Genomic DNA, 24,530 nt, shown 5'->3' with positions numbered 1-24,530 from the left:
AAACCATGGCATCGCATCCGCACGTCCCAGTCGAGTCCAATCCACAAGGCTTGCCGCCTGCACCGGGATGGGCAGGCATCGCCAGCGATTGGTCCTCGGATAAAGAGGCCTTCAAGCAGGTCCACTGGGGCAAGGCGATGATGTGGATTTTCCTGCTCAGCGACACGTTCATATTCACCTGTTTTCTGACCGGCTACATGTCGGTCCGCATGACCATCACCAGCGCCTGGCCGAACCCCAGTGAAGTGTTTGCATTGACGATCGGCGGCAGGGAAATCCCGCTTATTCTGATCGCCATCATGACCTTTGTGCTGATCAGCAGCAGCGGCACCATGGCCATGGCCGTCAACTTCGCCTATCGCCGTGATCGCGCGAAAACCACGGCCCTGATGCTGGCGACCGCGGCCTTGGGCGTGACGTTCGTCAGCATGCAGGCGTTTGAATGGAGCAAGCTCATCGCAGAAGGCGTGCGTCCCTGGGGAAACCCCATGGGCGCCGCGCAATTTGGCGCCAGCTTCTTCATGATCACCGGATTTCACGGGCTGCATGTATCAATCGGCGCCATTTATCTCAGCATTGTCGCGCGCAAAGTATTGCGCGGAGATTATGACCGCTCCGGTAACTATCAGAACGTCGAGATAGCCGGGCTTTACTGGCACTTCGTGGATCTGGTGTGGGTGTTTATTTTTGCTTTCTTCTATTTGTGGTAGAGGAGCACGAGTGATGGCACATGCTCAGGGTCAGCAACATCCAATCAGTCTGTACCTCAAGATATGGGGGCTGTTATTCGTCCTCAGCACGATGTCGTACCTTGTCGACTATTTCCACTTCCATGGTTACCTACGGTGGTTCCTGATTATCACGTTCATGTTGTTGAAGGCGGGTTTGATTGTCTCCATCTTCATGCACATGGCCTGGGAACGGTTGGCCATGGTCTACGCGATATTGATACCACCCTTGTGTCTGCTGGTGCTCGTCGGACTCATGGCCACCGAGGCGGATTATGTGTTCCTCAGTCGGGTCATCTTTTTCGGTCAATAAGCCGCTTTCGGATGGCCTTGAGCCCGCGGGCGCTACCCCGAGATCACTCGTTTGAACTGATGCCATTTGTGCTGCCAGGCCACAGTCCAGTGGGGCGCTGCAGCTCCGGTGCCGGCGAGCATCAGCTTCGGATGATGGCCGATGACCTGGTCCAGTATCGACTCCTGGTTCGCTTCAACATCCACAAAGAAGATATGTTTGCCTTCTTTTACCACCTGGCTGAAATTACGGAAGTGAGTGTTCGGCACCTGGAACCCGAAAAAACCGCCCTCCCAGATGCAGAAACCCAAAATAACAATGGCAAGGAAGATGAAAGGCATCCAGCCTGCGGCGGATTCGGTCCAGCCCATCCAATAGGCGCCAAGCAGGACCAGCGCTGCGAGGGGTATACCGATCACCGCACCAATTTCACCGGAGTGAACAGCATCCTGTTCCATTAACGAGTTAACCTCGTGGAGGTGATGTTGTTCAACATCAGCAACTTTTTCACTGAGTACATGAATCTGTTCGGAATTGATGCCACTGGCTTCAAGTTCATATTCAACGCTTTCAAGATCGTTGAGATTGTCACTGATGTAATAGTGCCGATTCATGCCACACCTCCCGTCTAGAGTATGCTGTAGACCTCCTCTGTCAGGCAGCTGTTGACCAGTATTTGCAGTCTTTATCTGTACCAAGGGTAACGTTGCACACTTTGTGCAATCTGATCGAATTATAGCACTCGCCGGCAGGCGGACCGGTCGGTAACTTGCGACACTGCCAGTGTCGTGAGATCAAGCGGGCGCACGCTAGTTGATCTGCACAATGACCGGACCCTCGGTTACGATCGGCGGGTTCGCGCGGATAGCCGAGGTGTTTTTCTGAATCCACTCACGCGCGACTTTCGAACTCGCATCACTGCCGGCCTTGTCCGTGCAAACAGTCACTGACGTACCACCGTCACCGGTATTGAGCAGTGTGTAGCTCACCAGGCCGGGCACTGTGCGCAGGGTGGCCTCGATGTCGACGTTACGCTCTTCCAGAAGCTCGAAAAGCTGTTTTGCACCCGTTCCCAGGTAGGTTCGTATAACCGCATACATGGTCGTCTCCTTGGGGAGTAACGATCCGTTGATTGCCGCAATCACTCAAGTTTGAGTTCGTCCTGATTTAATAAGCTTAGCCAAACGCCGGCGACAATCGAAGTGCAACGACCACCGGCCACTCCTGGCCGTTATCTGCCGATCGCTGAAGGTGTCAGGCGCCGTAACAGGCGGCAATTGCAATGAGCGCGAGAAAACAGACCAACTGAATGCAAAAGAAGGTAAACCGAACCGCCACGAACCTGTTGGTTTGCACATGGGATACGTGAACCAGTGACTGGCACACGCGGGCGATCAGCACGAGTATGGACAGGTAGTTCACTGCCGGGCCGTTGACATCGAGTGCTGAAATCACGAACACGATGACGGCAAAGACAGGCAGGTTTTCCACGCAGTTGGCGTGTGCCCTGGTCCCGCGCTGGTACCAGTCCGCGCCTTCGAGCTGGTCGCTGCGGAATGAGGCGATCGGAGTACTCGAGAAGAGGATGGCGACCCAGCGGTAAACGCCGACGGTTGCCATCAACAGCAGCAAAGTCCAGGTCGCAAACCCAAGCAGCATCCACATCGGTATGGTCATGGCCGCCTTCCTCGATAGATCGTTATCCCACAGTGGGTCGCTCACTGCCGATCAATTGTTCATGATGGGGGCCAGTGCGGTCTGAATCCTGGACATCTGCGCAGGCGTTGTCATGTGCGTCAGCAGCCGCCCAAAGTGCGGATGCTGCACGCCCGAGATAATGTATTGCCAGCGGTAGGCGCCCAGCACACCGGCTTTGATTTGCGCTGTCTCATCTGCACTGAACGATCGTGAAACATGACCGATGAAGTAGTCGGCATCGGATACCGATTGGGCCTGCAGGATTGAGTCGACGGCCGCCACCAGCGCAATCAGGTCATTCACCCCCTGGTCGCGCTCGGCCGGTGACAGTTTCGCGTGCTCGGCCTGCCACTCCAGTTCATCGAGTACGACGTGTCGGCTTTCATCCATCCAGTGAAACTTGAAGACGTCCTTGAACAGCGGGCACAGCTCTTGGCGCGGTGCGATGCTCTGTACGTAGTGCGCCTGAACGAACAGCTCGATATGACAGGTCAGCGCCAGCACCGACCAGGTGCTGGCCGCCAGTACCGTGCGCGCCACGTCGTTTGGATCGGCCACTTGACGATAGCCTGCGGGCAATTGCGCACCCATCATTGTCTCCATGCGCCGGAACAACGCCTGGTGCTTGATCTCGTCGTTGGAAAAACGTACCAGCGCCTCGAGTGCGAGTTGATCGTCAAACACATGGGCCCGACCTTGATCGAGCATTTTGGCACTGATAAATCGCTCCACCAGGCCAAAGATATACGCGTAGGTCCGGCCCTGAATCTGACTGAGCAGACGTGCCTCGGGCTCGGCGAGAAAAGCCAGGCGGTCGACCTGCGACAGCCCGTCGGGCAGGAATTTGCGCGAGAAGTCGAAACACCGGCCCTGCAGCAAATCGCGATCGATCTGCCACTGGTTTTTTTCTGATGACCGGACAATCCGCGCATAACGGGCAGCGTTGCCTGACTCTGAGCCGGATAGGGTAGCGATGGTGTTCATACGGATCTCCTGTTGCCCTGGTTGAGTTGAAGTGGGGCAATTACGGTTGACGCCGGAGCCAATGACCTTGGGTGAAGCCTCTGGGAGCTGTCTCGATCTCTGAGTCCGCGCTGGTGCTAATCTAGGTCTCGCGGTTCAGGCGGCAAATGACCGGTGCGCCTGATTACATGCTCAGGGCTCCGGAAAGGAGGGCTGGCAAGTGCTGGATGCGCTTTCTGATGTATTGCGGGTGATTCGGCTGTCTGGAGGGGTGTTCCTCGAGGCGGAACTCACTGCGCCCTGGTGTATCAACGGAAGGCTCTCGGCGAATGATTGCAAACCGTTCCTGGCGGTACCCCGGCATATCATTGCGTCGCATTTTGTCGCGGCGGGGCACATGCAAATACGCATCGACGGGGATACCGCCATCGACGTTGGGGCGGGTGAACTCGTTCTGCTTCCGCGCAATGACGCTCACTCTTTTGGCAGCGACCTGAGCGTTGCGCCCATGCCGGCGAAAGAAGTCATTCAGCCGCCGCAAGTGGGTGGGATTTCACGGATCAAGTACGGCGGGGGCGGTGAGGTCACGCAGCTGTTGTGCGGATTCCTCGGCTCTGAAACACCCTTCAGCCCGTTGCTTTCGTCGTTGCCATCCATATTGAAACTGGACGTGCGCGCGACGGCTTCGGGCGCCTGGATCGAAAGTTCGTTCCGTTTTGCTGTCAGTGAAATTGCGGCGGGACGCGTCGGTTCGACTACGGTCATCGCCAAGCTGTCCGAACTGCTGTTCGTCGAAGCCGTCAGCCAGTATGTCGCCAGTCTTCCCGCCGAGCGGCGCGGGTGGCTGGCGGGTTTGCGGGATCGGCATATCGGCCGCGCACTGGCGCTGCTCCATGCGCGTCCGACCGAAAGCTGGACTGCCGAAGCCCTGGCGCTTGAGGTGGGCATGTCGCGCTCGGTATTCGCGGAGCGATTCACGGCGTTGGTCGGACAGCCACCGATGCAATACCTGACGCTCTGGCGCATGCATGTGGCGGCTCAACACCTGCGCGAAGGTCACGGCAACGTGGCGCAAGTCGGTTTTGCAGTTGGCTATGAATCCGAAGCCGCGTTCAGTCGCGCATTCAAACGCCAGTTCGGCACATCCCCCGGCACCTGGCGCAGACAATCGATATGAGAAGGTCCGGTGCCGGCGCAAAACCCGAAAAGCCCAGGCAGCCAATGCCCGACCATCAACCCAAAGCCGCCTGTGATGTCAGGCGGCTTTGGGCTCAAACGGTCACGCAGGTTTCGTGCGTTTGCTGACGACATGACCAGCCGTTTGATAAACGACGCTAGCCTTTTCCTCCGCTGCCTCCGCTGCCTCCGCTGCTGCCACTGCTGCCACTGCTGCCACTGCTGCCACTACCGCTGCTATCTCCCTGGATTACGTTGACCTTGACCTGTGGTCCGACGCCATCTCCCGTACGGAATGTCGGTAACGCAACCGAGTCCACGAATTTCACGCCGTCCCAGCTGGGCAACGGTGTGGGCATCAACTGGAACTGGCCCGGGTGCTCGGAGTCCCAACGCAGCAGCATCGAGGTGTCCTCATGCTGGGTGTTGTGGCAGTGCTCCATGTAGGTACCGGCAAACTCACGGATGCGTATGGCCATTTCGACATTGTCGAGGCTGTCGGGATCGGGGCCTATACGGTAGACATCCTTGCGCGCGCCTTTTTCCCATTCTGGTGGTGGTCTGCCGCCGCGACTGAGAATGACCCCTTCCTCGAAGTGCACATGCACCGGGTGGGTCCAGCCATTGCCGCCGTTCTGGATCTTCCAGATTTCCAGCGTGCCTTCGCCCTTGAACCCGGCCGGTGTCGGGCCAGTGGACAGTTGTGGCGCAGCGGAAATCCGCCGCGGGTCCATGTTGAACCCCGGGCCGCCATCGGTCTTGATCGTCCAGGGCGTCAAGTCCGTGCCGTCGGAGCGACCAAAGATAAAGGTTCGGTGCCGCGCCTGGGCAAGCCGGGCGATATCAGCAGGGTCATCACGGTGCAAGGGCAGCGGGATCAGGAACTTGCCCTCGGGCTTGCCAGGCTTGGCGGGCTCGAAGTCGATCGGGTTCATGCTGACATCCTGGCCGGTGTAAGGCTGGACGTTCAGTTGCATGAACTGGCCCACCCCCGGGTCACCGTTGACCCACTGTGGTCCGTGGCTGGTTGGCCTGACCACGGGCAGGTACTTCTCGGACAGTACATCCGCCAATGGAATATCACGCTTTGGAAGCTTGCCGTTTTCATGCTCCTCGATATTGACGAAGAAGATCTTGTCGCCCGGCTTGATGCCGTTATTCGCGAAATCGACGACGATGTCATAGCGTTCGGCAATGCCCAGCATTGGCAGAATGGCATTGTTGTCCTGTGTGTCGCCGTCGCCATCGAGGTCCAGGCTGCCATCGAACGGCACGGCGTGCTCCATGAGGTTGCCGTCGTTGGCAATCATGTGGAACGGCACCCGGTTATAGGAAACCCCGGAGTTTTTCGGGCCCGGAAACTCGCCACCATTACCATTGACCTGACGCACCACCGCCAGCTTGAAGAAGCGAGAAACCGATCCGTTGAGAATCCGGAAACGGTAGCGACGGGCACGTACGTCCAGGAAGGGCTTGAATTCCCAGTTGGTCAGCACCTGGTCACCGAGAAACCCGTCGGTGTTGAACGGGTTGAACCACAACTGGCCGGTCTGGTCCCAGGCCTTGTCGGCGATCGTCAGGTTGATGTCGTAGTCACGGTTCCCCCAGCTCAGCGCCGAACCGCTGGGCAAGCGCAGGTTGACGCCGTCGTTGACCGACTCGTTGCCACGGTCCACGGCGCTGTAGTAGTTCATCATCGTCGCATTGCCCTTGTAGACATTCTGCGCGGTGAAGTCGAGCATGTGGTCGTGGAACCAGTGGGTGCTCATGGTTTCGCGCCAGTCGCCACGGATCTTGATGGTGCCGTGGTCGCAGGTCTTGAAGCCGGGGCTGGTGTCGTTGACGAAAAGGGTCTCGCCGGGGTCGCAGGGGAACGCTGCCCGTGGGTCTTCGGCCTTGGTATTGATGGTGTCGTAACCGGCCAACTGGATCGGCCAGCGATAGTCGTAGTACTGGCCCGGGAAGAAGAACGCGTTGGTAAAACCGTCGCTTTCCGCAGGCGAGTGACCGTTATGCTCATGGGTGGTGAGGGTGTGCAGGCCAAAACCCCGGTTGGCCGCCGGGTCGATGGGCAACGCATCGTAATGACGCATCAGCATCGCCTGGCCATAGCGCACCTGGAGCAGTTTGGGTGGAAAGGTGCCGTCGAACGTCCATAAGGCATTGTGGTCCTGGATGGGCAGGTTGGGGTGAAACTGTACTTGAATGCCCTTGGTGGTGCCCTCGTTGGCCGGGTCGCCGTTGGTGTTGTGATAGAGCCCGCCTGGCCCAAATTCCCCCACAGCGTAGTTATGCCGTTGCATACGATCACGCAAGCCGCTGTTGACGTGCGCGCCGGCTTGCACGGTCTTGAAGGCGTCGCGCGGGAAAAACTCATTGAAGCGCTGGTGCGCCCAGCCTTTTCCCGGTGGCCGGCCTTCTGCAGGCGAACCGACCCGGCGATTGAGGAAGGCCTCTATCTGCGCCTTCCAGGGGTTGTAGTCCAGCACATTGGAGAACTCGGTCGGGAAGGGCGTCAATGCCGGCTGCCTGAGAAAGGCATCCAGCGCATCCGGCGACGGGCCGCTACGCGCCACAAACAATGGATCTTGCGCTGGTGCGGGGCCCACCGTCGGGACCGGAAACGGAACGGGTGATGGCGGGTCGGCTGCATTGAGCTTGTTCGAACCGAACTCCTCGAACAGTTCAAGCTTCTGCGTGAACGGTTGCGCCCCGAACAACGGGCTGGCATTTCCGTTAGTGGGGATATTGAAGCTGGGTTGCAGATTGGGTGGCAGCACATTGTCGACCAGGGGCGTCTTGCGGTTACCGACCACTCCATTGGGCAAGTCGAAGGCACCGACGTTTGCCGGAGGCTGCTTGAGCAAGTCCCTCAAGGCGGCGTTGGGGTCGGCAGGCGGATTGGTGAATGCCGATGGGTCGGTAGGAGGCGGTGGGTCGGTGTTGTCGAGGGGGGCTGCCTGGGTGTGGGACAAGCCCAATCCCAGCATGATCACGGCAGCAGAGATACTCAGCGCCAGCCTGGTTTTGAACAATGGACTAGGAGTCAACCTTCCGGTATCTAGTTTCATCGCAAACACCTCTGACGGGTTCTCCGGAGCGCGTGGCAATGCATGGGTAGCGAGCCACGGCATCCAGGCCGGCCGGCGAAACATATTGTTTCAAGTCGGGATGTCGACGACGCAATTTTTCTGCCAAAAGTGAAAGGAATTGATTAATGGCTCTACGCCACATTCCCCTTGCTTGCGGGCTTTGGGCGGGCGTATCAGAAGTTGGGTGAAGGCCCCCGATAATGGGGATTACCCCCCCAATACAGGGCCATGTTGTTCACTGTAGGAGCGAGCTTGCTCGCGATGGACTCAAGAACCCTGCGTTTAGTCAGTTAACACGCGGTATCGTTAACGACCATCGCGAGCGAGCTCGCTCCTACAGTGGGTTACCCAATTCAGGGTGCGATTGTGCGGGGTATTCGGGATAGGAGAAGTGGCCGTTTACGGCTTGTCCCATTGTGCCAGTCGTTATTATTGACTGGATCGAACGGCTCCTCCGTCGATCAACAGGTTCTGCCCCGTCAGGTAGCCCGCATGGCTGCTGCAAACGAAGGCGCAAAGTGCACCAAACTCCTCGGGTGAGCCAAAGCGCTTGGCAGGAATTTCGGCACGGCACTCATCAAGGAATGCCTCACTGTCTTGCCCCGACTCTTCGGCGGCAGCGACCAGGTTGTCACGCAGTCGATCGGTATCGAATGAGCCCGGTTGCAGGTTGTTGATCGTCACATTGCGACTGGCAATGTTGTCCTGTCGGGCAAGCCCTGCGATGAACCCCGTCAGGCCACTGCGTGCGCCATTGGACAGGCCCAGGCTTTCGATAGGGGACTTCACGGCACTCGAGGTGATGTTGATGATCCGGCCAAATCCGCGTGCCGCCATACCGTCTACCGTGGCCTTGATCAATTCGATAGGGGTCAGCATGTTGGCATCCAGCGCCTTGAGCCAGGTGTCGCGATTCCATTCGCGGAAATCCCCGGGGGGAGGGCCTCCGGCGTTATTGATCAGAATATCGAAATGCTCATGGGCCCCGAGCGCTGCCGCCCGACCCTCGGGCGTCGAAATGTCTCCGGCCACGGCGATGACCGTCACTTGAGGATTTATCGCCCTGAGCTCACGGGCCGTTTCATTCAGCGTGTGTTCGCCCCGTGCGGTGATAACCACGTTCACGCCTTCGCGCACGAGTGCCTGTGCGCAGGCTTTGCCCAGGCCTTTGCTGGCGGCGCAGACCAGCGCCCAGCGTCCTGCTATTCCAAGATTCATGCGGGTTTTCCAGAAAGAAGGTAGCTCAAAGAAAGTGGTTGCCTGCTCATGCATGATCCACCGTAGCAGACAGGCTTGGCGATCGGGCATCGATTCCCATGAAGCGCCGTACTCGCTCGCCCTTGGCGTCGCATCGTATGGTTTCAGGTGCGGCATCGAGTTGAATATTGCCGTTCTCCATGAAAATCACCCGGTCGGAGATCGACATGGCAAAGTCCATTTCGTGGGTCACGATCAGCATGGTCATGCCTTCCTTCGCCAGGTCGCGGATCACGTTGAGCACGTCGTTGACCAGTTCCGGGTCGAGGGCCGAGGTTGGCTCGTCGAACAGCATGATCTGCGGCTCCATGGCCAGGGCCCGGGCGATCGCCACACGCTGTTGCTGCCCACCGGAAAGCTGGTGCGGGTACTTGTGGGCATGGGCCAGCAGGCCGACCTTGTCCAGCAGCGCATACGCTCGATGTTCACTCAGCTCGCCCGCTTGGCCGTGGTAACGCGGTGCCAGCGTGACGTTGTCGAGAATGGTGCGGTGCGGGAACAGGTTGAAGTTCTGGAACACCATGCCGATGTGCCGCACGCCTTTGCGCAGGCGGGAGCTGTTGGGTTTGTCAGTTGCTTCGATGAACTTTTCGCCGAACAACTGAATGTCGCCGGTATCGATGCTTTCCAGGCCGTTGACCGTGCGGATCAGCGAAGTCTTGCCGGAACCGGATGGACCGATGATAGAGACCACCTGGCCGTAGTCGACATTCAGGTCGATACCCAGCAGCACCTTGTGCGTGCCGTAGCTTTTCTGGATGTTGTTCAGTTGCAGGATGGGCGTTGCGCTGTTGCCGGCGGCTTTGCGGGCTACGTCGGGCAACGCTTCGGCGCTGGCCTTGAATTTGGCAATGGTGGCCTCGTCGAGTGTATGCGGCTTGCGGAAGTTCAGGTCCAGGTAGCGCTCCAGGCGCTGCAGGAAGTAACCGAACACGGTGACGATCAACACGTAGTAGACGCCGACCGCCGCCAGGGTCTCCATGACCAGGAAGTTGGTGGCATAGAGGCGTTGGCCGACCGTGAGGATTTCGGTCAGGGAGATGACCGAGACCAGCGACGTCAGCTTGACCACCGTGATGTATTCATTGATCAGGGTGGGCAGGGAAATACGGAAAGCCTGGGGGATCACGATCAGGCGTTGCATGCCGAACAGGCCGACACCCAGCGCGCGCCCGGCTTCCTTCTGGCCCTTGGCCACGGAAATCAGGCCGCCACGATGGATTTCCGCCATGTACGCCGCCTCGGTGACCACCAGGGCCAGCAAGCCGGAGTAGAAGGGGTTGGACAGGATCGGTCCGCTGCCGGGAAACAATTGCGGCAGGTTGTAGACGAACACCACCAGCACCAGCAACGGGATGCTGCGGAAAAACCAGATGTAGACCGCTGCCGGAATGCGCAGCAAGGGCGATTGGGACAGCTTGGCCGTGGCCAGGACAAAACCCAGGAGCATGCCGATGAACCAGGCCAGGGCACTGAGCTGGATCACCGTGACGCAGGCTTTCCAGAAGTCCGGCAGGGAGAACAGGGAGAGAAAGTACGACCAATCGAATTGCATAGGGCACCTCGATCTGCCGCCCCCGTGCAGGGGCGGCAGATGACCAGACTACAGGACAGGTTCTTATTGGGCAGCCGGCTCTTCCAGGCCATATTTCTTAAGGATAGCGGCGTATTCACCGCTCTTTTTCGTTTCCTCGAAGGCCTTTTGCACCGCCTGGTAGGTTTCGTCGTTGCCTTTCTTGACGAAGATGCCCAGGGTTTGCTGATAGATCGGGTGCTCGGTGGTGATCACGACCCGGCCATTGGTTTTTTCCGCGATCATTTTGGCGGCGCCGGCAATTTCAACCTGGGCCTGGATGTTCCTGGATAACAGGGCCTGGGTCACTTCCGGCGCCGAGGGGTACTCGCTGACGGTGATGGCACCCTTGTTGTTCGGCACGCAGTAGTCGTCGGACAGCTTGCGGAATTCCTTGACCCAGGTAGTGCCCTGTTCCAGGCCCAGTTTCAAGCCGCACAGGTCTTCAGGTTTTTTCGCATTGATCTCGCTGCCCTGGGGCACCATGACCGCGGCGCCGGTGTTGGCATAAGCAATGGTCTGGGCTTGGGTCTGGCGCTCCGGCGTGATGTACATGCCGGAAATGACCGCGTCGTACTTGCCGGAGTTCAGGCCCAGGATCAGGCTCGGGAACTTGGTGTCGACGAACTCCACCTTGGCGTTCATGTGCTTGGCCAGTGCCGTTGCCAGTTCGGGGTCCGAACCCACCACGTTCTTGTCCTTGTCATAGGACTCGAAAGGCGGGTAGGTGATTTCCATGCCGACCTTGAACGTGTCTGAAGCGGCCATGCTCATCGAGGCACCGAGCATGCCGGCTGCCAATACAGCCAGGCTCAACAGGTTTTTCTTATTGTTTTTCATCTTTTACTGACTCCGGCGTAGGTAAGGGTGTAGCTGAAAACTTCAATCAGGACGGTTGCGCCTGATTTTTCAAATGTCCGAAACTGGCGGGCTTGCGTGCCTTGCCTGGCAGTTGAACTTCCCCATTGGCCACCCTCTGGCGCAGATACTGATAGGTCTGCAGCGCCTGGCCATACATGTGTTCGCCGATCGTGATTTCTTCGTAGTCGTTGCCGGCCTGGGCGAACCCGGGCAGCGGTTTGATCTGGGTGTGATAGTCGCAGGCATAAAACAGCGGGAAGGAATAGCGTTCCTCCTTCACGCTGCGCACCCGGTGCGCAGTGGCAACGAATGCGCCTGCGGTCATCACTTCCAGCATGTCGCCGATGTTGACCACAAAGGCATCGGCAATCGGTGGTGCGTCGATCCATTGGCCAAGGTTGTTCATCACCTCAAGGCCGGGTTTGTCGGCCAGGAGGATGGTGAAGCACTCGTAATCAGTATGGGCGCCAAGCCCCGGTGCGTCATGGGCCGCACCGTCGTAGGGGTAGTGGATCAGGCGCAGCTTGGACGGCGGACGGGTGACCAGGCTGTCGAAATAGTTTTCCTCCAGGCCCAGGGTCAGGGCGAAGCCGCCGAACAGGCGCCGGCCCAAGGCGAAGATCGCTTCATAGTAGGCCTGCACCGATGCCTTGAAACCTGCCAGCTGCGGCCAGTCGTTGGGCCCCAGCAATGGCGTATTGGCCAGCACCAGCGGATCATCGACCGGGACTTCGAAGCCGACGTCGAAGGCCTCCTTGTGGTCCGGCTTGCCTTTGGAATAGACCTCTTCGCCTTCGGGTACAAAGCCCTTGTGGGTTTGCGAGGTACCGATGTAGTGCCGCATCTTGGTGTCGAAGGGCTGGTCGAAAAAGTCCTTGGCTGCCTGGCGCAGGTTGGCGATCAGTTGCGGGTCGATGCCGTGATCGGTGATGTAGAGAAACCCGACTTCGCTGGCGGCGCGCCCCAGTTGTTCGGCCACGGCCAGGCGGTGTTCCAGTTCAAAGCTGAACAGACCGGCGATGTTGACCACCGGGATGCTGTTGAAGTTGGCTTTGTGTGTGTCAGTGCTGATGCTTTTATTTTTATTGTCAGGCATGACGCGTCGGCTCCCTAAGGATGGCTTGAGTGGTGGAATCGCTCGAAGTGTTCGCGCTCGGTCTGGCCCATCCACACGTTCAATGACCACAGGTCGGCGACGGGGACATTGGTGAAGGGCAAATGATGCAGGTAGCCGTCGGCGCCGAATTCCGGGGTCAGGGTGCTGACCTGGTATCCGCGGGCTTGCTGCGAGCGCCAGATGTTTTCCCAGTGCTGCTGATGGAACGCCAGTTCTTTGGCATATTCGGGCGCCGCCGGGTGTGGAACCTGCGGGCCCTGGTCGTACCCGACCCGGGCCTGGATATGGTGAACCCGCTCGACGAAAGCGCTCAGGTCATCGGCCGGGTCATTCAACAGACGTTCGCAGGTCACCACCCAATGGCTGATGTCACTGGTGAACAACAGATCGGGCAACTGCCGGATCAACTCCAGGGTCACCCAGGGGTTGAACAGCGAACGCGAGCGGTGAGTTTCGAAACTGCAGACCTGGCCGTGCTTGCGCGCCAGATCCAGCGCCTGGCCAAAAAAATCCACTTGTTGTGGCAAGGACCAGCGGTCGTTGCCCGCCAGTACGTTGACGAAGCGTGGGCCGAGTTCGGCGGCCCAGGCGAGTTTGCGGTCCAGGTCACTGAGGTGGACGGCAGGCGTTGCCGATTGGTCGGGCAGCACGTCGTACGCGGTGAAGACGGTGCTGATATAGCCCAGGCGATTGGCCTGGAGAAACGCGCCAAACTCGGCCCGTTCACCGGCGTCCAGTGGCAGGCGTGCTTCCATGCCGTCAAAGCCTGCCCGCAGCAACTCATCGAGCGCCTGAGCCTTGCTGGCGGTGTAACCCCACAGCGTGCGAAAAATTTCCAGCTTCATCGGTGATCCTCAAAAATCCCAGGGCCTGGTGCTAAAGCACTTCGACGGCACCAGACGGCTTGGCGATCAATGGTCAGCGGTAGCAGCGGCCTTTTGATCCGGCTCTCTGTGTCATCTGATCCCACTGAGCGATACCGAGACTGGTTCGCTGTGGAGCCGATGTTAGGCACAGGCCGCACGGCGAAAGAATCCGAAAACTCAAATGAATACTTCAGGTTTTCATTAACAATTAGCTGGCTACTTATCGCGCTTGTCAGGAGGGATTTGATGAGGGAATACGTGTCTACGCTGGCTATTAGCGAGGTGTGCCTCTATTACGGCATCATTTTGAAGAGTCCCAAGCGACAGCGGGCCGCTCAGGGGAGGGCTCCTGGCCGATTTCTGCCTGTCGTGCAGGGTAGGAATCGACCCATAGCAGTACGGCTGAATCCTCTCACATGCATTCGCGACTAGAATTCCCCTGCCGACTCTTCTAAAGCCAGGTCAGATTTCAACCGAGCAACGTCAAGTCTCGAGCGTTAACTCAATCTCTGGGAAACCGGTATGACAAATCCGCAAGATAAAACCGAATCCGACGAGGATTTAGGTCAGATGGTCATAGGGCGAGGGCCCTGCACCTATCTATTGCTGCTCTTGCTGGGTTTGATCCTCCTGTTTCCCTTACTTGAGGAAGGTCTGTTTGCCCGCACATTGCTCGGCATTCTGTTTTCAAGCGTGCTGCTCGTGGGCGCTTTCGCCACCAGGCAGACTCGGCGGGGGTTCATCCTCAAACTGGGTCTGGCGTTGCTTGGGGTTGGCCTTCAATGGGCGGCGTTGTGGGCTGAGAGCATCGCGATTCTTTTTCTTGCCGGGATATCTTATGCGGCGTCTCTTGCAGTCTCGTTCATCGGAGTGCTTGGCTATATTCTCAAACGCGGGCCGATTACCGCCGACAAGCTGCATGGCGCGCTTGCGGGGTACATCATGCTGGCCTTCGCCTGGTCCTTCGTCTATGCCCTGGTCGAGATATCCCGCGCTGGCTCATTCGGCCCTGGCCAACTCGACTTCGGACAGCCCGGCACTTTCTTCAAACTGATCTACTTCAGCTTCACAACGCTCACGACCACCGGTTACGGTGATGTTATCCCGCTGACCAACCACGCCCGCTCACTGGTGATGGTCGAAGAGTTTTCAGGCGTGTTTTATGTTGGTGTTGTGATAGCGCGGCTTGCCGGTCTTTATCCGTCGAATCAGACCAAGTGACTCTCGATTTTGGTTGACTGACTTCCATTCAGTCAGCGGAATCTCATCATGTCATGTCGATGGTATCGCTTCGGCGTGCCTGGGCAAGGCGATTGAAATCAGAGCGGCCAATAGTACAAACGCCGTGGAAACCCACAGACAGGCCCCCAGCCCATAGGACTGGTAAATCCAGCCGGACAGTACGGTGCCGAGCAGCCGCCCCAGAGCGTTCGACATGTAGTAGAAACCGACGTCCAGCGATACTCCATCCTCTTGGGCATAGGAGACGATCAGGTAGCTGTGCAAGGATGAGTTCACCGCAAACAGCGCACCGAAGATCATCAACCCACCCAGGAGTACAGTCTGGGGCGACCAGCCCGCCGAGAGGCCGAGGGCGATGGCCGCCGGCAGGCCGGCCAGCAACGCCGCCCAAACGAAGGCCGCTCGCCCATCCGGGACGTGGCCATGCTTCTTCCCGGTGATGTTCGGGGCGAGAGTCTGGACGATGCCATAGCCGATAACCCAAGCCGCCAGAAATCCACCCACCCACCAAAAGTCCCAGCCAAATACCTCACTCAGGTACACCGGCAAGGCGACGACAAACCACACATCGCGAGCACCGAAGAGAAACAGCCGCGCTGCCGAGAGGATGTTGATCGCTCGGCTCTTGGAAAGCATCTCGCGGAACTTCGGCTTGGCCTTGGCTTTGCCCAGGTCCTTTTTCAGCAGGAACAGGCTCGCCATCCAGATCAGCGCCAATACCGTTGCCATCAGTAGCACCGCGCCTCTGAAGGTCAGCCATGCCAGCAAGGCGCCGCCCAGGAAGAAGCCCACACCCTTGAGGGCGTTTTTTGAGCCGGTGAGGAGGGCGATCCACTGATAAAGCGTGCCCTGTTGCTGGTCGGGTACCAGGAGCTTGATCGAACTCTTGGCACTCATCTTGTTGAGGTCCTTGGCGATACCGGACAGCGCCTGAGCGCCCATCACCCAAGGGATGGTCAGCCAGGCGACCGGCACAGTGAGCATCAGCAGGGCAGCCACCTGGAGGCCCAGACCGATGTTCATCGTGCGATTCAAGCCCAGGCGGGCGCCGAGGTAGCCACCCACCAGGTTTGTGATGACGCCGAAGATCTCGTAAAACAGGAACAGCGCGGCAATTTGCAGCGGCGAGTAGCCCAAGGTGTGGAAATGGAGCACCACCAACATGCGCAGCGCACCGTCGGTGAGGGTAAAGGCCCAGTAGTTGCCGGTGACCAGCAGATACTGCCGCACTTGCGGGGAAAGGGCTGACAATGCCTTCATGATCGCCCCTGTCAACTGGCCAGACCGACCAGCCTGGCCAGTTCGACAACACGGTTGGCGTACCCCCATTCGTTGTCGTACCACGCGTAGATTTTCACTTGGGTGCCGTTCACCACCATGGTCGAGAGTGCATCAATGATCGAGGAGCGCGGATCGGTGCGGTAGTCGATTGAAACCAATGGACGCTCCTCGTAGCCAAGGATGTTTTTCAGCGGGCCAGCGGCCGCCGCCTTGAGCAGGGCATTGACCTCATCCACCGTGGTTTCGCGCGTCACCTCGAATACGCAGTCGGTAAGCGAGGCATTGGCCAGTGGTACGCGCACGGCGTGGCCGTTCAGGCGGCCACGCAGCTCTGGAAAAATCTCCGCAATTGCTGTCGCCGACCCCGTACTGGTCGGGATCAGGCTCATACCCGAAGCTCGGGCCCGACGCAGGTCCTTGTGCGGTTGATCGAGAATACTCTGGGTATTGGTCAGGTCGTGGATCGTGGTGATCGAACCATGGCGAATACCCAGGTTTTCGTGGATCACCTTGACCACTGGCGCCAGGCAATTGGTGGTGCAGGATGCGGCGGTAACAATACGGTGCTGCGCCGGATCGAACAGGTGCTGATTGACGCCCATGACGATGTTCAGCGCCCCCTGTTCCTTCACTGGCGCACAAACCACCACGCGCTTCACACCTTGTTCCAGGTACGCCTGAAGCACGTCAACGGTCTTCATTTTGCCACTGGCCTCGATGACCAGGTCGCAGCCGGACCAGTCCGTGTCAGCGATGGATTTGTTGGCCGTCACCCGCATGCGGCGACCGTCAATGACCACACAATCGCCATCGGCGCTGGCTTCGTTGTGCCAACGGCCATGCACCGAGTCGAAATTGATCAGGTGCGCATGAGTGATGGCGTCGCCAGCAGGGTCATTGATTTGCACGAATTCAAACTCGGGCCAGTGCCAGGCCGCGCGCAAGGCAAGACGACCGATTCGACCGAAACCGTTGATACCTACTCTGATGCTCATGGCGTTGTTCTCTTTCGTGTGCTGTCTACGGAAGGGCAGGGCTGGCCTGATTGATTTGGCTGTTACGTCAGCAGCAGGCTGCCTTGCGCTGAGGGCGGTCACCCATCTGATCAAGGCGCTGTTCGTCCCGGCTCAGCCAGTGGCGGTTGGCTTCGAGTGTCACCTGGAGAATGTCGACGACCCACTGTGGAAGTGCAGGGTGCACCCGGTAGTAAATCCATTGATCTTGACGGCGGGTTTCGAGCAGGCCGCAGGTGCGCAACTGCGCCAGGTGGCGTGAAATCTTCGATTGACTGTCATCCAGCGCCCAGATCAGTTCACACACGCAGAGTTCGCCTTGCGCACAGAGCATCAGCATGATTCTGGTGCGGGTTTCATCACCCAGGCATTTGAAGACAGTGGCAGGCAGGAGGCTCATGGCACAGCTCGTATATTCGATAATGCGAATATACAGATATTGTTGAAATGAGAAAGCCCCCAGCGAATGTGCAAACGCGGTGAACTCCGTCAGACTGTGAACTGATTTGCCGTAGTGATACTGAGTGTCTGCTTCTGGCCGTTTTCTGCCTGCCGCGAAGTCTGCTGCGCGTGGCCACCTTGGTCGGTCCTGACCGTAACCAGCCCTTTGGACGTGACGCTTAAAGAAAGCTGAAGATGGTGGCGGAGTAAAAAATTCACGGATAAGTGGTGTTGAAATAAATAATCCATTCATTTACTCTCGATCCCACGTTGTACGAGATCAACCGCTGTTAGCACCTAAAAAAACAAACAATCGGGAGCAAACATGAAAGCGAAAGTGATGTTGGGATTATTCATGACCGCCGCAGTTGCACTGCCAGCCTGGTCGGCTGACTGGACTGTAGGTGCCAACGTTGGCAACGTGCCCTGGGAGTTTCAGGACGCCAAAGGGGAGTTCGTCGGCTTCGAGGTCGATGTTGTAAAAGAAGTGGCCAAACGTGCCGGGAAAAGCGTCGAGTTCATCAACATTCCTTTCAACGGCCTGTTCAGTGCCGTGCAATCAAAACGTGTCGAGATCGCTATTTCGTCGATCACCATTACCCCTAAACGACTGGAGTCGGTCGCCTTCGCACAGCCTTACTTCGACAGCGACCAGTCGCTGACCGCGCTTACTACGTCCAAGGTCAAGAGCCTGGGCGATATGGCCGACAAGGTCGTTGGCGCCGACACGGGCTCGACCGGCGACATGTGGATTGGCCAACACAAGGACGAGTACAAATTCGCCGACGTCTCGCGTTATGAAGGGCTATCGCCAGCCATGCTTGATCTCGCCTCCGGGCGCATCGATGGCTACCTCAGCGACATTCCAGCAGTGCTCTACTACATCAAGGACAAGCCGCAATACACCATCGTGGCGCGTATTCCCACCGGTGAACGCTACTCGTTGATGCACGCCAAAGGCTGGGCGATGAGCGATCAGGTCAACGACATCATCAGCAAGATGAAAGAAGACGGCACACTCGGAAAGATCCACAAAGAATGGTTCGGTACCGAAGCTGATAAAGATTCGAGCACCCTGCAAGTGACCGCTGTCCTCAAGTAAGCCTTGCTGCTGTTGCATGTAAGTGGCGACAGCCGTTCGCCACTTGTATTGACCGAGGTATCCCATGGATCTTTTGCAGACATTTTTTAATTGGAATGTGCTCGTCGAGTCGCTTCCGCTGATGATACGTGGTCTGGGCGTCACCATTTTGCTTGGGGTGGTGAGTATTGCCCTGGGTCTGGTGGGGGGGCTGTTGCTGGCGCTGTTGAGGTTGTACTCCTACGCACCCGTTCGAGCGTTCGCACGTATCTACATCGATATCATGCGTTCCATTCCATTGCTGGTTTTGCTGGTACTCATCTATTACGCGCTACCTTTTGTGGGGATTCGACTGTCGTCTTTTGCGGCCGCCGCCAGTGCGCTGTCGCTTGTCTCCTGCGCCTACAGCGCGGAGATCTTTCGGTCAGGCATCGAGGCCATCCCCCGCGGACAGTTCGAAGCCTCGGCGTCTCAAGGCATGAGCTTTTTCAACACCATGCGCGACGTCGTTTTACCGCAGGCCATTCGCATCGTAATGCCTCCCATGACGAGCAATTGCATCAACGTCATGAAAGACACGGCGCTCGCCTCGGTAGTAGCCATGCCTGACTTGCTCAAGCAGGCAACCCAGGCGCAGGCACTGGCTGCCAACCCGACACCGCTGGTAGGGGCTGCCTTGCTGTACCTGTTGCTACTGTTGCCGTTGGTACAGATGGTCAGCTGGATTGAACGCCGCAACGCCTCGGGAGGAAAAACCGCATGAGCACGTTGATCGACATCGAAAAGCTCGACAAGTACTACGGCAACTTCAAAGCGTTGAGCGATATCAATCTGCAGGTTGAAGAAGGTGAAGTGGTGGTCATTCTTGGCCCGTCCGGTTCGGGGAAGTCGACCTTGATCCGCTGCATCAATCTGCTTGAAGACTACCAGCAAGGCCATATCCGTGTGGCGGGTGAGCGGGTTGAAAACGGCCCGCGACTCGCCGCCATTCGCAGCGAAGTAGGCATGGTGTTTCAAAGTTTCAACCTCTATCCGCACCTCAGTGTTCTCGACAATGTGTCGCTGGCACCGATCCGGGTGCGGGGCTTGAGTCGGCGTGATGCGCATGCCCGGGCCAAGGAATTATTGGTCAAGGTCGGCATGGCCGATCACGCGCACAAATACCCCAGCCAATTGTCTGGCGGCCAACAGCAGCGTGTTGCAATCGCCCGCACCATGGCTATGGAACCTCGCGCGATTCTGTTCGATGAACCGACTTCCGCGCTGGACCCGGAAATGGTTGGCGAAGTGCTCGATGTCATGCAAAACCTCGCTCGCTCCGGCGTCACGATGGTCGTGGTCACTCATGAAATGGGGTTTGCCCGTCGGGTCGCCGACCGGGTGATCTTCATGGAAAGCGGACGCATTGTTGAGCAGAACATCCCTGAACCGTTTTTTACCGCACCTAAGGAAACACGCACACAAGCGTTCCTGCAGGCCATCCTGCATCATTGAATCCGGCTGGAGAAAGTAGAGTGAATCCTCTCGATATCGATTATGTTCGCAATCAATTTCCAGGTCTGGCCGGTGGCTTTGCCTACATGGATAACGCCGGTGGTTCGATGGTGCTGAGTACCGTGGCGCAGCGGGTCAGCGATTACCTGCTCAATAGCAGTGTGCAACTGGGCGCGTCCTACCAGGCTTCCGTCGACGCTGGCGAGCGCGTGATGCAGGCACGTCATTCGGTCATGCAGTTGATCAACGCCGAGCATCCCGAAGAAGTGATCATGGGCGGCTCGACCACCCACTTGTTGCAAATCCTGTGTCGCGCCATCGCCCCGTCAATCGTCCCGGGCGATGAAATCATCGTCACCAATTGCGACCACGAGGCCAACATCGGTCCTTGGGTCAAATTGTGCGAAAACCGCGGCGCGACCTTGCGTGTGTGGCAGGTCAATCCCGTCAGTTGTGAACTCGAGTTGGATGACTTGCAGGTGTTGCTCAATAACAACACCCGCTATGTGGCGATGACCCACACCTCGAATATTCTCGGTTCAATCAATCCCGTTGCCGAAGTTGCGCGGCGTGTCCATGCGGTGGGCGCCAAGCTGTGCGTGGACGCCGTCGCTTATGCGCCACACCGTCTGGTGGATGTGCAGGCCAGCGGAGCCGATTTCTACGTCTACAGCTTCTACAAAACGTTTGGCCCGCACTTTGCCGTACTCTGGGGGCGTCGTTACCTGTTGCTTGAACTGCCGAGCCTGAACCACTTTTTCATCGGCCAGGACGTGGTGCCTTACAAATTGCAGCCGGGTAACGTCAACTACGAGTTGTCATTCGGTTGCATCGGTATTACCGACTACCTGCTCGACATCAGCACCCGTCTTGGCGCACAAGGCAGCGAGCGCAAGTGCATGCAGGCTGCGTTCGATGCCTTCGAGGTGCAGGAAGATTTGCTCGCCGAGCGTCTGCTGGCATTTTTGCGCCAGCGAGAGGGCGTTCGGATCATTGGCAAGGCACATACCCGCAATCGGGTGCCAACGATCAGTTTCGTTGTTGAGGGGGTTCAATCAGAGGCTGTTGTGCGCAGGGTCGATGAGCACCGGATCGGCATTCGCTTTGGTGACTTCTATGCACGACGACTTATCGAAGCCCTTGGGCTTGATCGGTTTGGCGGGGTAGTGCGGGTGTCGTTGGCGCATTACAACACGCTGGAAGAAGTCGACCGTCTCATCACTGCGCTGGATCAAGCAATCGATGCGTTGCGTTGACAGGCCTACACACTTCTAATTTGACGAGCCTTCATCATGGCCTTACCTGAAACCCTTGCAGAGCTGCGTGACTGTATAGCGGCCCAGCACGAACAACTGACCGGTCGTCTGCGCGATGCTGCCCGATTCCTGATCGACAACCCGCATGAGATCGCACTCAACACGGTAGCCGAACTGGGTAAGCGCTCGAGTATCGCGCCTGCCGCTTATATTCGATTGGCTCAGGCCCTTGGCTTTGCGGGTTTCAAGGATTTGCAGCGGCTGTTCCGCGCACCGCTGCAACAGGCTGCCGACACCCAAAGCGAGCGTATTCGGCACTACGGCGGTGAGACGTTGCTCGAAGATCCGAGCGACGTCGGCGCGATTCTGCGGGAATTCAGTCAGGCCAATATCGTTTCCCTGGAACACCTGGCCGAAGGGGGAGAGCAGGCCAATATCGAAGCGGCCATCGCCCATCTGCAAGTGGCGCGTACCACCTTCGTTATCGGCATGCGTCGAGCCTTTCCGGTGGCGGCGTATCTGAGCTACGCATTGAGTCGTGTGGGTCGGCGAACCGTGCACATCAGCGGTGCTGGCGGCACCTTGCCGGAGCAGGTCAGCGCCATTGCCGATGATGATTTATTGATAGCTGTCAGCTTTCCGCCGTACGCCAATGACACCGTTGAGGCTTGTCGCCAGGCGCGCCATGCAGGCGTGACGCTGGTGGCGATCACTGACAGCGTTCTGAGCCCTATCGGGCAGATGGCCGATACGGTGATTGAGGTCAACGACGCCGAACTGCTGGGCTTTCGTTCGCTTACCGCTTCGTTCTGTATTGCGCAAACCCTGGCCATGGGGGTGGCCTTCAGCGAGTGGCAATCGGATAGCACCTTCAGTCATGACCGACTGAAAGATATCGACTGCTAAGTCGCTACCTTCGCTACGTACTTATTTAACCAGTCACTTCAGGAGAAGATCCCGATGGTTTCACCTGCACGCGATTTAGTGGGTTACGGTAGAAAACGCCCGCAAGGCACCTGGCCCAATGGCGCACGATTGGCCATCAGCCTGGTGATCAACTACGAAGAAGGCTCCGAACGTTCACTCGCCATGGGTGACCCGGACCAGGAGTCAATGACCGAATGGGGTAGCTATTCGATACCCGACGGCACACGCAATCTGGCGATGGAGTCCATGTATGAGTACGGCTCGCGCGTGGGGATCTGGCGGATTCTGGATATTCTCGACCAGCAATCGGTAAGGGCAACCTTTCATGCTTGCGCTGTGGCCTTTGAGCAGAACCCCGATGTTGCACGCGCTGCCGTGGCCGGTGGACATGAAATTTGCAGTCACGGTTATCGCTGGGAGGAAGTGTTTCGCCTGACCGAAGAGCAGGAACGTGAACACATGCGTTTGGCCATCGAGTCATTCGAGCGCACCTGTGGCAAGCGTCCTGTTGGCTGGTATTGCCGCTATGGCGCCAGCGTCAACACCCGCCGTCTGGTCGCCGAGGAGGGCGGTTTTCTTTACGATTCCGATGCCTATAACGACGATGTTCCCTACTTCGTCGAGGTCGAGGGCAAGCGTCATCTCGTGGTGCCCTATACCGCTGACGTGAACGATTTCCGCTACTGGAACTCTCCGGGGCTGTCGCAGGCATCGGACTTTTTCGAATACATGAAAGAAAGCTTTGAGGTCCTTTATGAGGAGTCGGCTGAAGGACCACGCATGATGTCGATTGGACTGCACCCACGTATGGTGGGCCGTCCCGGGCGGGTAAGGGCGATCAAGCAATTCATCGAGTACGCCAGGCAATACGGTGGCGTCTGGTTTGCTACGCGCGAAGAAATCGCCCGTGCCTGGCTTGAACGAACTTGATTGCGTGGTAATCACGACAGAAGTCGCTCAATCCCGAGCCATCTTGTCATTTGCCAAGGCTTGGGGCAGGGTCAATACCACTGACATCTCTGCCAAAGGAGTCACCCCATGTCAAAGCTATATCCCAGTATCGATCCCGAGGGGCTGGTCGAGTACTCAGTGGTCTACACCGACCGCTCGCTCAACCACATGTCGCAGTCATTTCAAGGCGTGATGAAGAGCATTTCCAGGACCCTGAAACAGGTCTACAACGCCCAGGCTGTTGCGGTGGTCCCGGGCAGCGGAACATTCGGCATGGAAGCAGTGGCGCGACAGTTTGCCACCGACCAGCAGTGTCTGGTGATACGCAACGGCTGGTTCAGTTATCGCTGGAGCCAGATCCTTGAGATGGGCAACATCCCGGCGGCCACTACGGTGCTGAAAGCCCGACCGGTCGACACCGGTCGCCAGGCTGCCTACGCCCCACCCCCTCTGGACGAAGTGCTGGCAGCCATCGCGGCTTCGAGGCCGCAGATTGTCTTCGCCCCCCACGTTGAAACTTCATCAGGGATTATCCTGCCCGACGAGTACCTGCGGGCCGTCGGCGACGCCGTGCATGCGGTGGGTGGCCTTTTCGTACTGGACTGCATCGCCTCAGGCACGCTTTGGGTTGACATGCACAAATGCGCAGTCGACCTGCTGATCAGCGCACCACAGAAAGGCTGGAGCGCCTCCCCTTGCTGCGCCCTGGTGATGTTCAGTTCGCTGGCCCTCGAGCGCATCGAGCAGACGCAAAGCAGCAGCTTCGCCTGCGACCTGAAAAAGTGGCTGCAGATCATGCAGGCCTATGAACAGGGCGGACATGCCTACCATGCGACCATGCCCAGTGATTCCCTCGCGCGGTTTAACGAAGTGATGAAAGAGACGCAAGCCTACGGTTTCGACAAGGTCCGCGGCGAACAACAGGCTCTGGGCGATCGGGTGCGCGCAATGTTGACCGGCAAAGGCATCAAAAGCGTGGCCGCCGCCGGCTTTCAGGCCCCTGGCGTTGTGGTGAGCTACACCGATGATGCCGACATCAAGAGCGGCAGGAAATTTGCCGACCATGGCCTGCAGATCGCCGCCGGAGTGCCGTTGCAATGCGACGAGCCGGCCGACTTCCAGACCTTCCGCATCGGTCTGTTCGGACTCGAAAAGCTGCACAATATCGAGCGCACGGTCAGCACCCTTGAGCAGGCACTGGACGAGGTGATGGCTAACTAA

At 58.1% G+C, this 24,530-nt stretch carries 24 protein-coding genes; 11 read left to right on the top strand and 13 right to left on the bottom strand.

Annotated features, from left to right (window positions below; genetic code table 11):
* Positions 1-5: 5 nt before the first annotated feature.
* Both ACEN8E_RS14745 and ACEN8E_RS14740 read left to right on the top strand, forming a co-directional pair.
* On the top strand, positions 6-710 hold the full coding sequence (locus tag ACEN8E_RS14745) for a heme-copper oxidase subunit III family protein (RefSeq protein WP_495588703.1): 705 nt from the start codon (positions 6-8) through the stop codon (positions 708-710).
* Positions 711-723: 13 nt separating this feature from the next.
* Positions 724-1,041 carry a cytochrome C oxidase subunit IV family protein gene (locus tag ACEN8E_RS14740; RefSeq protein ID WP_495588702.1) on the top strand — a complete coding sequence of 106 codons (318 nt, stop codon included), beginning with the start codon at positions 724-726 and terminating at the stop codon, positions 1,039-1,041.
* Between the two features lie 32 nt (positions 1,042-1,073).
* Here the strand turns inward: ACEN8E_RS14740 and ACEN8E_RS14735 are convergent, their stop codons facing one another.
* The 4 genes from ACEN8E_RS14735 to ACEN8E_RS14720 all read right to left on the bottom strand — a co-directional run bounded on the left by ACEN8E_RS14735 (position 1,074) and on the right by ACEN8E_RS14720 (position 3,702).
* Positions 1,074-1,634: a magnesium transporter gene (locus tag ACEN8E_RS14735; RefSeq protein ID WP_495588701.1), complete on the bottom strand. Its 561-nt coding sequence runs from the start codon at positions 1,632-1,634 to the stop codon at positions 1,074-1,076.
* A 195-nt stretch (positions 1,635-1,829) separates the two neighbouring features.
* A complete protein-coding gene (locus ACEN8E_RS14730; RefSeq protein WP_495588700.1) occupies positions 1,830-2,120 on the bottom strand; it encodes a hypothetical protein in 291 nt (96 codons plus the stop codon).
* A gap of 154 nt (positions 2,121-2,274) precedes the next feature.
* Positions 2,275-2,697 (bottom strand): MAPEG family protein, encoded by a 423-nt coding sequence (locus ACEN8E_RS14725; RefSeq protein WP_495588699.1) that lies wholly within the window; start codon positions 2,695-2,697, stop codon positions 2,275-2,277.
* Between the two features lie 51 nt (positions 2,698-2,748).
* Positions 2,749-3,702: a diiron oxygenase gene (locus ACEN8E_RS14720; protein ID WP_495588698.1), complete on the bottom strand. Its 954-nt coding sequence runs from the start codon at positions 3,700-3,702 to the stop codon at positions 2,749-2,751.
* Between the two features lie 199 nt (positions 3,703-3,901).
* Between ACEN8E_RS14720 and ACEN8E_RS14715 the strand changes: the two genes are divergently transcribed.
* Positions 3,902-4,858 (top strand): AraC family transcriptional regulator, encoded by a 957-nt coding sequence (locus ACEN8E_RS14715; RefSeq protein ID WP_495588697.1) that lies wholly within the window; start codon positions 3,902-3,904, stop codon positions 4,856-4,858.
* A 157-nt stretch (positions 4,859-5,015) separates the two neighbouring features.
* Here ACEN8E_RS14715 and ACEN8E_RS14710 read toward each other — a convergent pair whose 3' ends face one another.
* The 6 genes from ACEN8E_RS14710 to ACEN8E_RS14685 form a co-directional block, all read right to left on the bottom strand.
* Entirely contained in the window at positions 5,016-7,928 is a 2,913-nt protein-coding gene (locus ACEN8E_RS14710) for a multicopper oxidase domain-containing protein (RefSeq protein ID WP_495593256.1), read from the bottom strand.
* A gap of 450 nt (positions 7,929-8,378) precedes the next feature.
* Positions 8,379-9,167, bottom strand: a complete 789-nt coding sequence (locus ACEN8E_RS14705; RefSeq protein ID WP_495593255.1) for an SDR family oxidoreductase — start codon at positions 9,165-9,167, stop codon at positions 8,379-8,381.
* A gap of 46 nt (positions 9,168-9,213) precedes the next feature.
* Positions 9,214-10,761, bottom strand: coding sequence for an amino acid ABC transporter permease/ATP-binding protein (locus tag ACEN8E_RS14700; RefSeq protein WP_495593254.1), 1,548 nt, complete (start codon positions 10,759-10,761; stop codon positions 9,214-9,216).
* A gap of 63 nt (positions 10,762-10,824) precedes the next feature.
* Positions 10,825-11,619 (bottom strand): ABC transporter substrate-binding protein, encoded by a 795-nt coding sequence (locus tag ACEN8E_RS14695; protein ID WP_495593253.1) that lies wholly within the window; start codon positions 11,617-11,619, stop codon positions 10,825-10,827.
* Positions 11,620-11,665: 46 nt separating this feature from the next.
* Entirely contained in the window at positions 11,666-12,736 is a 1,071-nt protein-coding gene (locus tag ACEN8E_RS14690; protein ID WP_495593252.1) for an isopenicillin N synthase family dioxygenase, read from the bottom strand.
* A gap of 14 nt (positions 12,737-12,750) precedes the next feature.
* Positions 12,751-13,602, bottom strand: coding sequence for a sugar phosphate isomerase/epimerase family protein (locus ACEN8E_RS14685; protein WP_495593251.1), 852 nt, complete (start codon positions 13,600-13,602; stop codon positions 12,751-12,753).
* 543 nt (positions 13,603-14,145) lie between these two features.
* Between ACEN8E_RS14685 and ACEN8E_RS14680 the strand changes: the two genes are divergently transcribed.
* Positions 14,146-14,844, top strand: coding sequence for a potassium channel family protein (locus ACEN8E_RS14680; RefSeq protein WP_495593250.1), 699 nt, complete (start codon positions 14,146-14,148; stop codon positions 14,842-14,844).
* Between the two features lie 51 nt (positions 14,845-14,895).
* Here ACEN8E_RS14680 and arsJ read toward each other — a convergent pair whose 3' ends face one another.
* The 3 genes from arsJ to ACEN8E_RS14665 all read right to left on the bottom strand — a co-directional run bounded on the left by arsJ (position 14,896) and on the right by ACEN8E_RS14665 (position 17,559).
* Entirely contained in the window at positions 14,896-16,125 is a 1,230-nt protein-coding gene (gene arsJ / locus ACEN8E_RS14675; RefSeq protein ID WP_495593249.1) for an organoarsenical effux MFS transporter ArsJ, read from the bottom strand.
* A gap of 11 nt (positions 16,126-16,136) precedes the next feature.
* Positions 16,137-17,141 carry an ArsJ-associated glyceraldehyde-3-phosphate dehydrogenase gene (locus ACEN8E_RS14670; protein WP_495593248.1) on the bottom strand — a complete coding sequence of 335 codons (1,005 nt, stop codon included), beginning with the start codon at positions 17,139-17,141 and terminating at the stop codon, positions 16,137-16,139.
* A gap of 67 nt (positions 17,142-17,208) precedes the next feature.
* Entirely contained in the window at positions 17,209-17,559 is a 351-nt protein-coding gene (locus tag ACEN8E_RS14665) for an ArsR/SmtB family transcription factor (protein ID WP_495593247.1), read from the bottom strand.
* A 366-nt stretch (positions 17,560-17,925) separates the two neighbouring features.
* On the opposite strand from ACEN8E_RS14665, the gene ACEN8E_RS14660 reads away from it, so the two are divergent.
* The 7 genes from ACEN8E_RS14660 (at position 17,926) to ACEN8E_RS14630 (ending at position 24,530) form a co-directional block, all read left to right on the top strand.
* Complete coding sequence (locus ACEN8E_RS14660) at positions 17,926-18,702, top strand: transporter substrate-binding domain-containing protein (RefSeq protein WP_495593246.1); 777 nt, start codon at positions 17,926-17,928, stop codon at positions 18,700-18,702.
* A gap of 64 nt (positions 18,703-18,766) precedes the next feature.
* Positions 18,767-19,444, top strand: coding sequence for an amino acid ABC transporter permease (locus ACEN8E_RS14655; RefSeq protein ID WP_495593245.1), 678 nt, complete (start codon positions 18,767-18,769; stop codon positions 19,442-19,444).
* Positions 19,441-20,175 (top strand): amino acid ABC transporter ATP-binding protein, encoded by a 735-nt coding sequence (locus ACEN8E_RS14650; RefSeq protein WP_495593244.1) that lies wholly within the window; start codon positions 19,441-19,443, stop codon positions 20,173-20,175. The genes ACEN8E_RS14655 and ACEN8E_RS14650 overlap by 4 nt, the downstream gene beginning before the upstream one ends.
* A gap of 20 nt (positions 20,176-20,195) precedes the next feature.
* Positions 20,196-21,431 carry a cysteine desulfurase-like protein gene (locus ACEN8E_RS14645; protein WP_495593243.1) on the top strand — a complete coding sequence of 412 codons (1,236 nt, stop codon included), beginning with the start codon at positions 20,196-20,198 and terminating at the stop codon, positions 21,429-21,431.
* 36 nt (positions 21,432-21,467) lie between these two features.
* Entirely contained in the window at positions 21,468-22,337 is an 870-nt protein-coding gene (locus ACEN8E_RS14640; RefSeq protein ID WP_495593242.1) for a MurR/RpiR family transcriptional regulator, read from the top strand.
* Between the two features lie 54 nt (positions 22,338-22,391).
* Positions 22,392-23,288 carry an allantoinase PuuE gene (locus ACEN8E_RS14635; RefSeq protein ID WP_495593241.1) on the top strand — a complete coding sequence of 299 codons (897 nt, stop codon included), beginning with the start codon at positions 22,392-22,394 and terminating at the stop codon, positions 23,286-23,288.
* Between the two features lie 108 nt (positions 23,289-23,396).
* On the top strand, positions 23,397-24,530 hold the full coding sequence (locus tag ACEN8E_RS14630) for a pyridoxal-phosphate-dependent aminotransferase family protein (RefSeq protein WP_495593240.1): 1,134 nt from the start codon (positions 23,397-23,399) through the stop codon (positions 24,528-24,530).

The sequence above is a fragment of the Pseudomonas sp. Pseusp9 genome, from assembly GCF_059491265.1.
This window is presented reverse-complemented; position numbering and strand designations above follow the sequence as displayed.

Bases quoted from the DNA above. Each gene is read 5' to 3' on its own strand.
- ACEN8E_RS14745 (WP_495588703.1), top strand. From the start codon at position 6: ATGGCATCGCATCCGCACGTCCCAGTCGAGTCCAATCCACAAGGCTTG.
- ACEN8E_RS14740 (WP_495588702.1), top strand. From the start codon at position 724: ATGGCACATGCTCAGGGTCAGCAACATCCAATCAGTCTGTACCTCAAG.
- ACEN8E_RS14735 (WP_495588701.1), bottom strand. From the start codon at position 1,634: ATGAATCGGCACTATTACATCAGTGACAATCTCAACGATCTTGAAAGC.
- ACEN8E_RS14730 (WP_495588700.1), bottom strand. From the start codon at position 2,120: ATGTATGCGGTTATACGAACCTACCTGGGAACGGGTGCAAAACAGCTT.
- ACEN8E_RS14725 (WP_495588699.1), bottom strand. From the start codon at position 2,697: ATGACCATACCGATGTGGATGCTGCTTGGGTTTGCGACCTGGACTTTG.
- ACEN8E_RS14720 (WP_495588698.1), bottom strand. From the start codon at position 3,702: ATGAACACCATCGCTACCCTATCCGGCTCAGAGTCAGGCAACGCTGCC.
- ACEN8E_RS14710 (WP_495593256.1), bottom strand. From the start codon at position 7,928: ATGAAACTAGATACCGGAAGGTTGACTCCTAGTCCATTGTTCAAAACC.
- ACEN8E_RS14705 (WP_495593255.1), bottom strand. From the start codon at position 9,167: ATGAATCTTGGAATAGCAGGACGCTGGGCGCTGGTCTGCGCCGCCAGC.
- ACEN8E_RS14700 (WP_495593254.1), bottom strand. From the start codon at position 10,761: ATGCAATTCGATTGGTCGTACTTTCTCTCCCTGTTCTCCCTGCCGGAC.
- ACEN8E_RS14695 (WP_495593253.1), bottom strand. From the start codon at position 11,619: ATGAAAAACAATAAGAAAAACCTGTTGAGCCTGGCTGTATTGGCAGCC.
- ACEN8E_RS14690 (WP_495593252.1), bottom strand. From the start codon at position 12,736: ATGCCTGACAATAAAAATAAAAGCATCAGCACTGACACACACAAAGCC.
- ACEN8E_RS14685 (WP_495593251.1), bottom strand. From the start codon at position 13,602: ATGAAGCTGGAAATTTTTCGCACGCTGTGGGGTTACACCGCCAGCAAG.
- ACEN8E_RS14680 (WP_495593250.1), top strand. From the start codon at position 14,146: ATGACAAATCCGCAAGATAAAACCGAATCCGACGAGGATTTAGGTCAG.
- arsJ (WP_495593249.1), bottom strand. From the start codon at position 16,125: ATGAAGGCATTGTCAGCCCTTTCCCCGCAAGTGCGGCAGTATCTGCTG.
- ACEN8E_RS14670 (WP_495593248.1), bottom strand. From the start codon at position 17,141: ATGAGCATCAGAGTAGGTATCAACGGTTTCGGTCGAATCGGTCGTCTT.
- ACEN8E_RS14665 (WP_495593247.1), bottom strand. From the start codon at position 17,559: ATGAGCCTCCTGCCTGCCACTGTCTTCAAATGCCTGGGTGATGAAACC.
- ACEN8E_RS14660 (WP_495593246.1), top strand. From the start codon at position 17,926: ATGAAAGCGAAAGTGATGTTGGGATTATTCATGACCGCCGCAGTTGCA.
- ACEN8E_RS14655 (WP_495593245.1), top strand. From the start codon at position 18,767: ATGGATCTTTTGCAGACATTTTTTAATTGGAATGTGCTCGTCGAGTCG.
- ACEN8E_RS14650 (WP_495593244.1), top strand. From the start codon at position 19,441: ATGAGCACGTTGATCGACATCGAAAAGCTCGACAAGTACTACGGCAAC.
- ACEN8E_RS14640 (WP_495593242.1), top strand. From the start codon at position 21,468: ATGGCCTTACCTGAAACCCTTGCAGAGCTGCGTGACTGTATAGCGGCC.
- ACEN8E_RS14635 (WP_495593241.1), top strand. From the start codon at position 22,392: ATGGTTTCACCTGCACGCGATTTAGTGGGTTACGGTAGAAAACGCCCG.
- ACEN8E_RS14630 (WP_495593240.1), top strand. From the start codon at position 23,397: ATGTCAAAGCTATATCCCAGTATCGATCCCGAGGGGCTGGTCGAGTAC.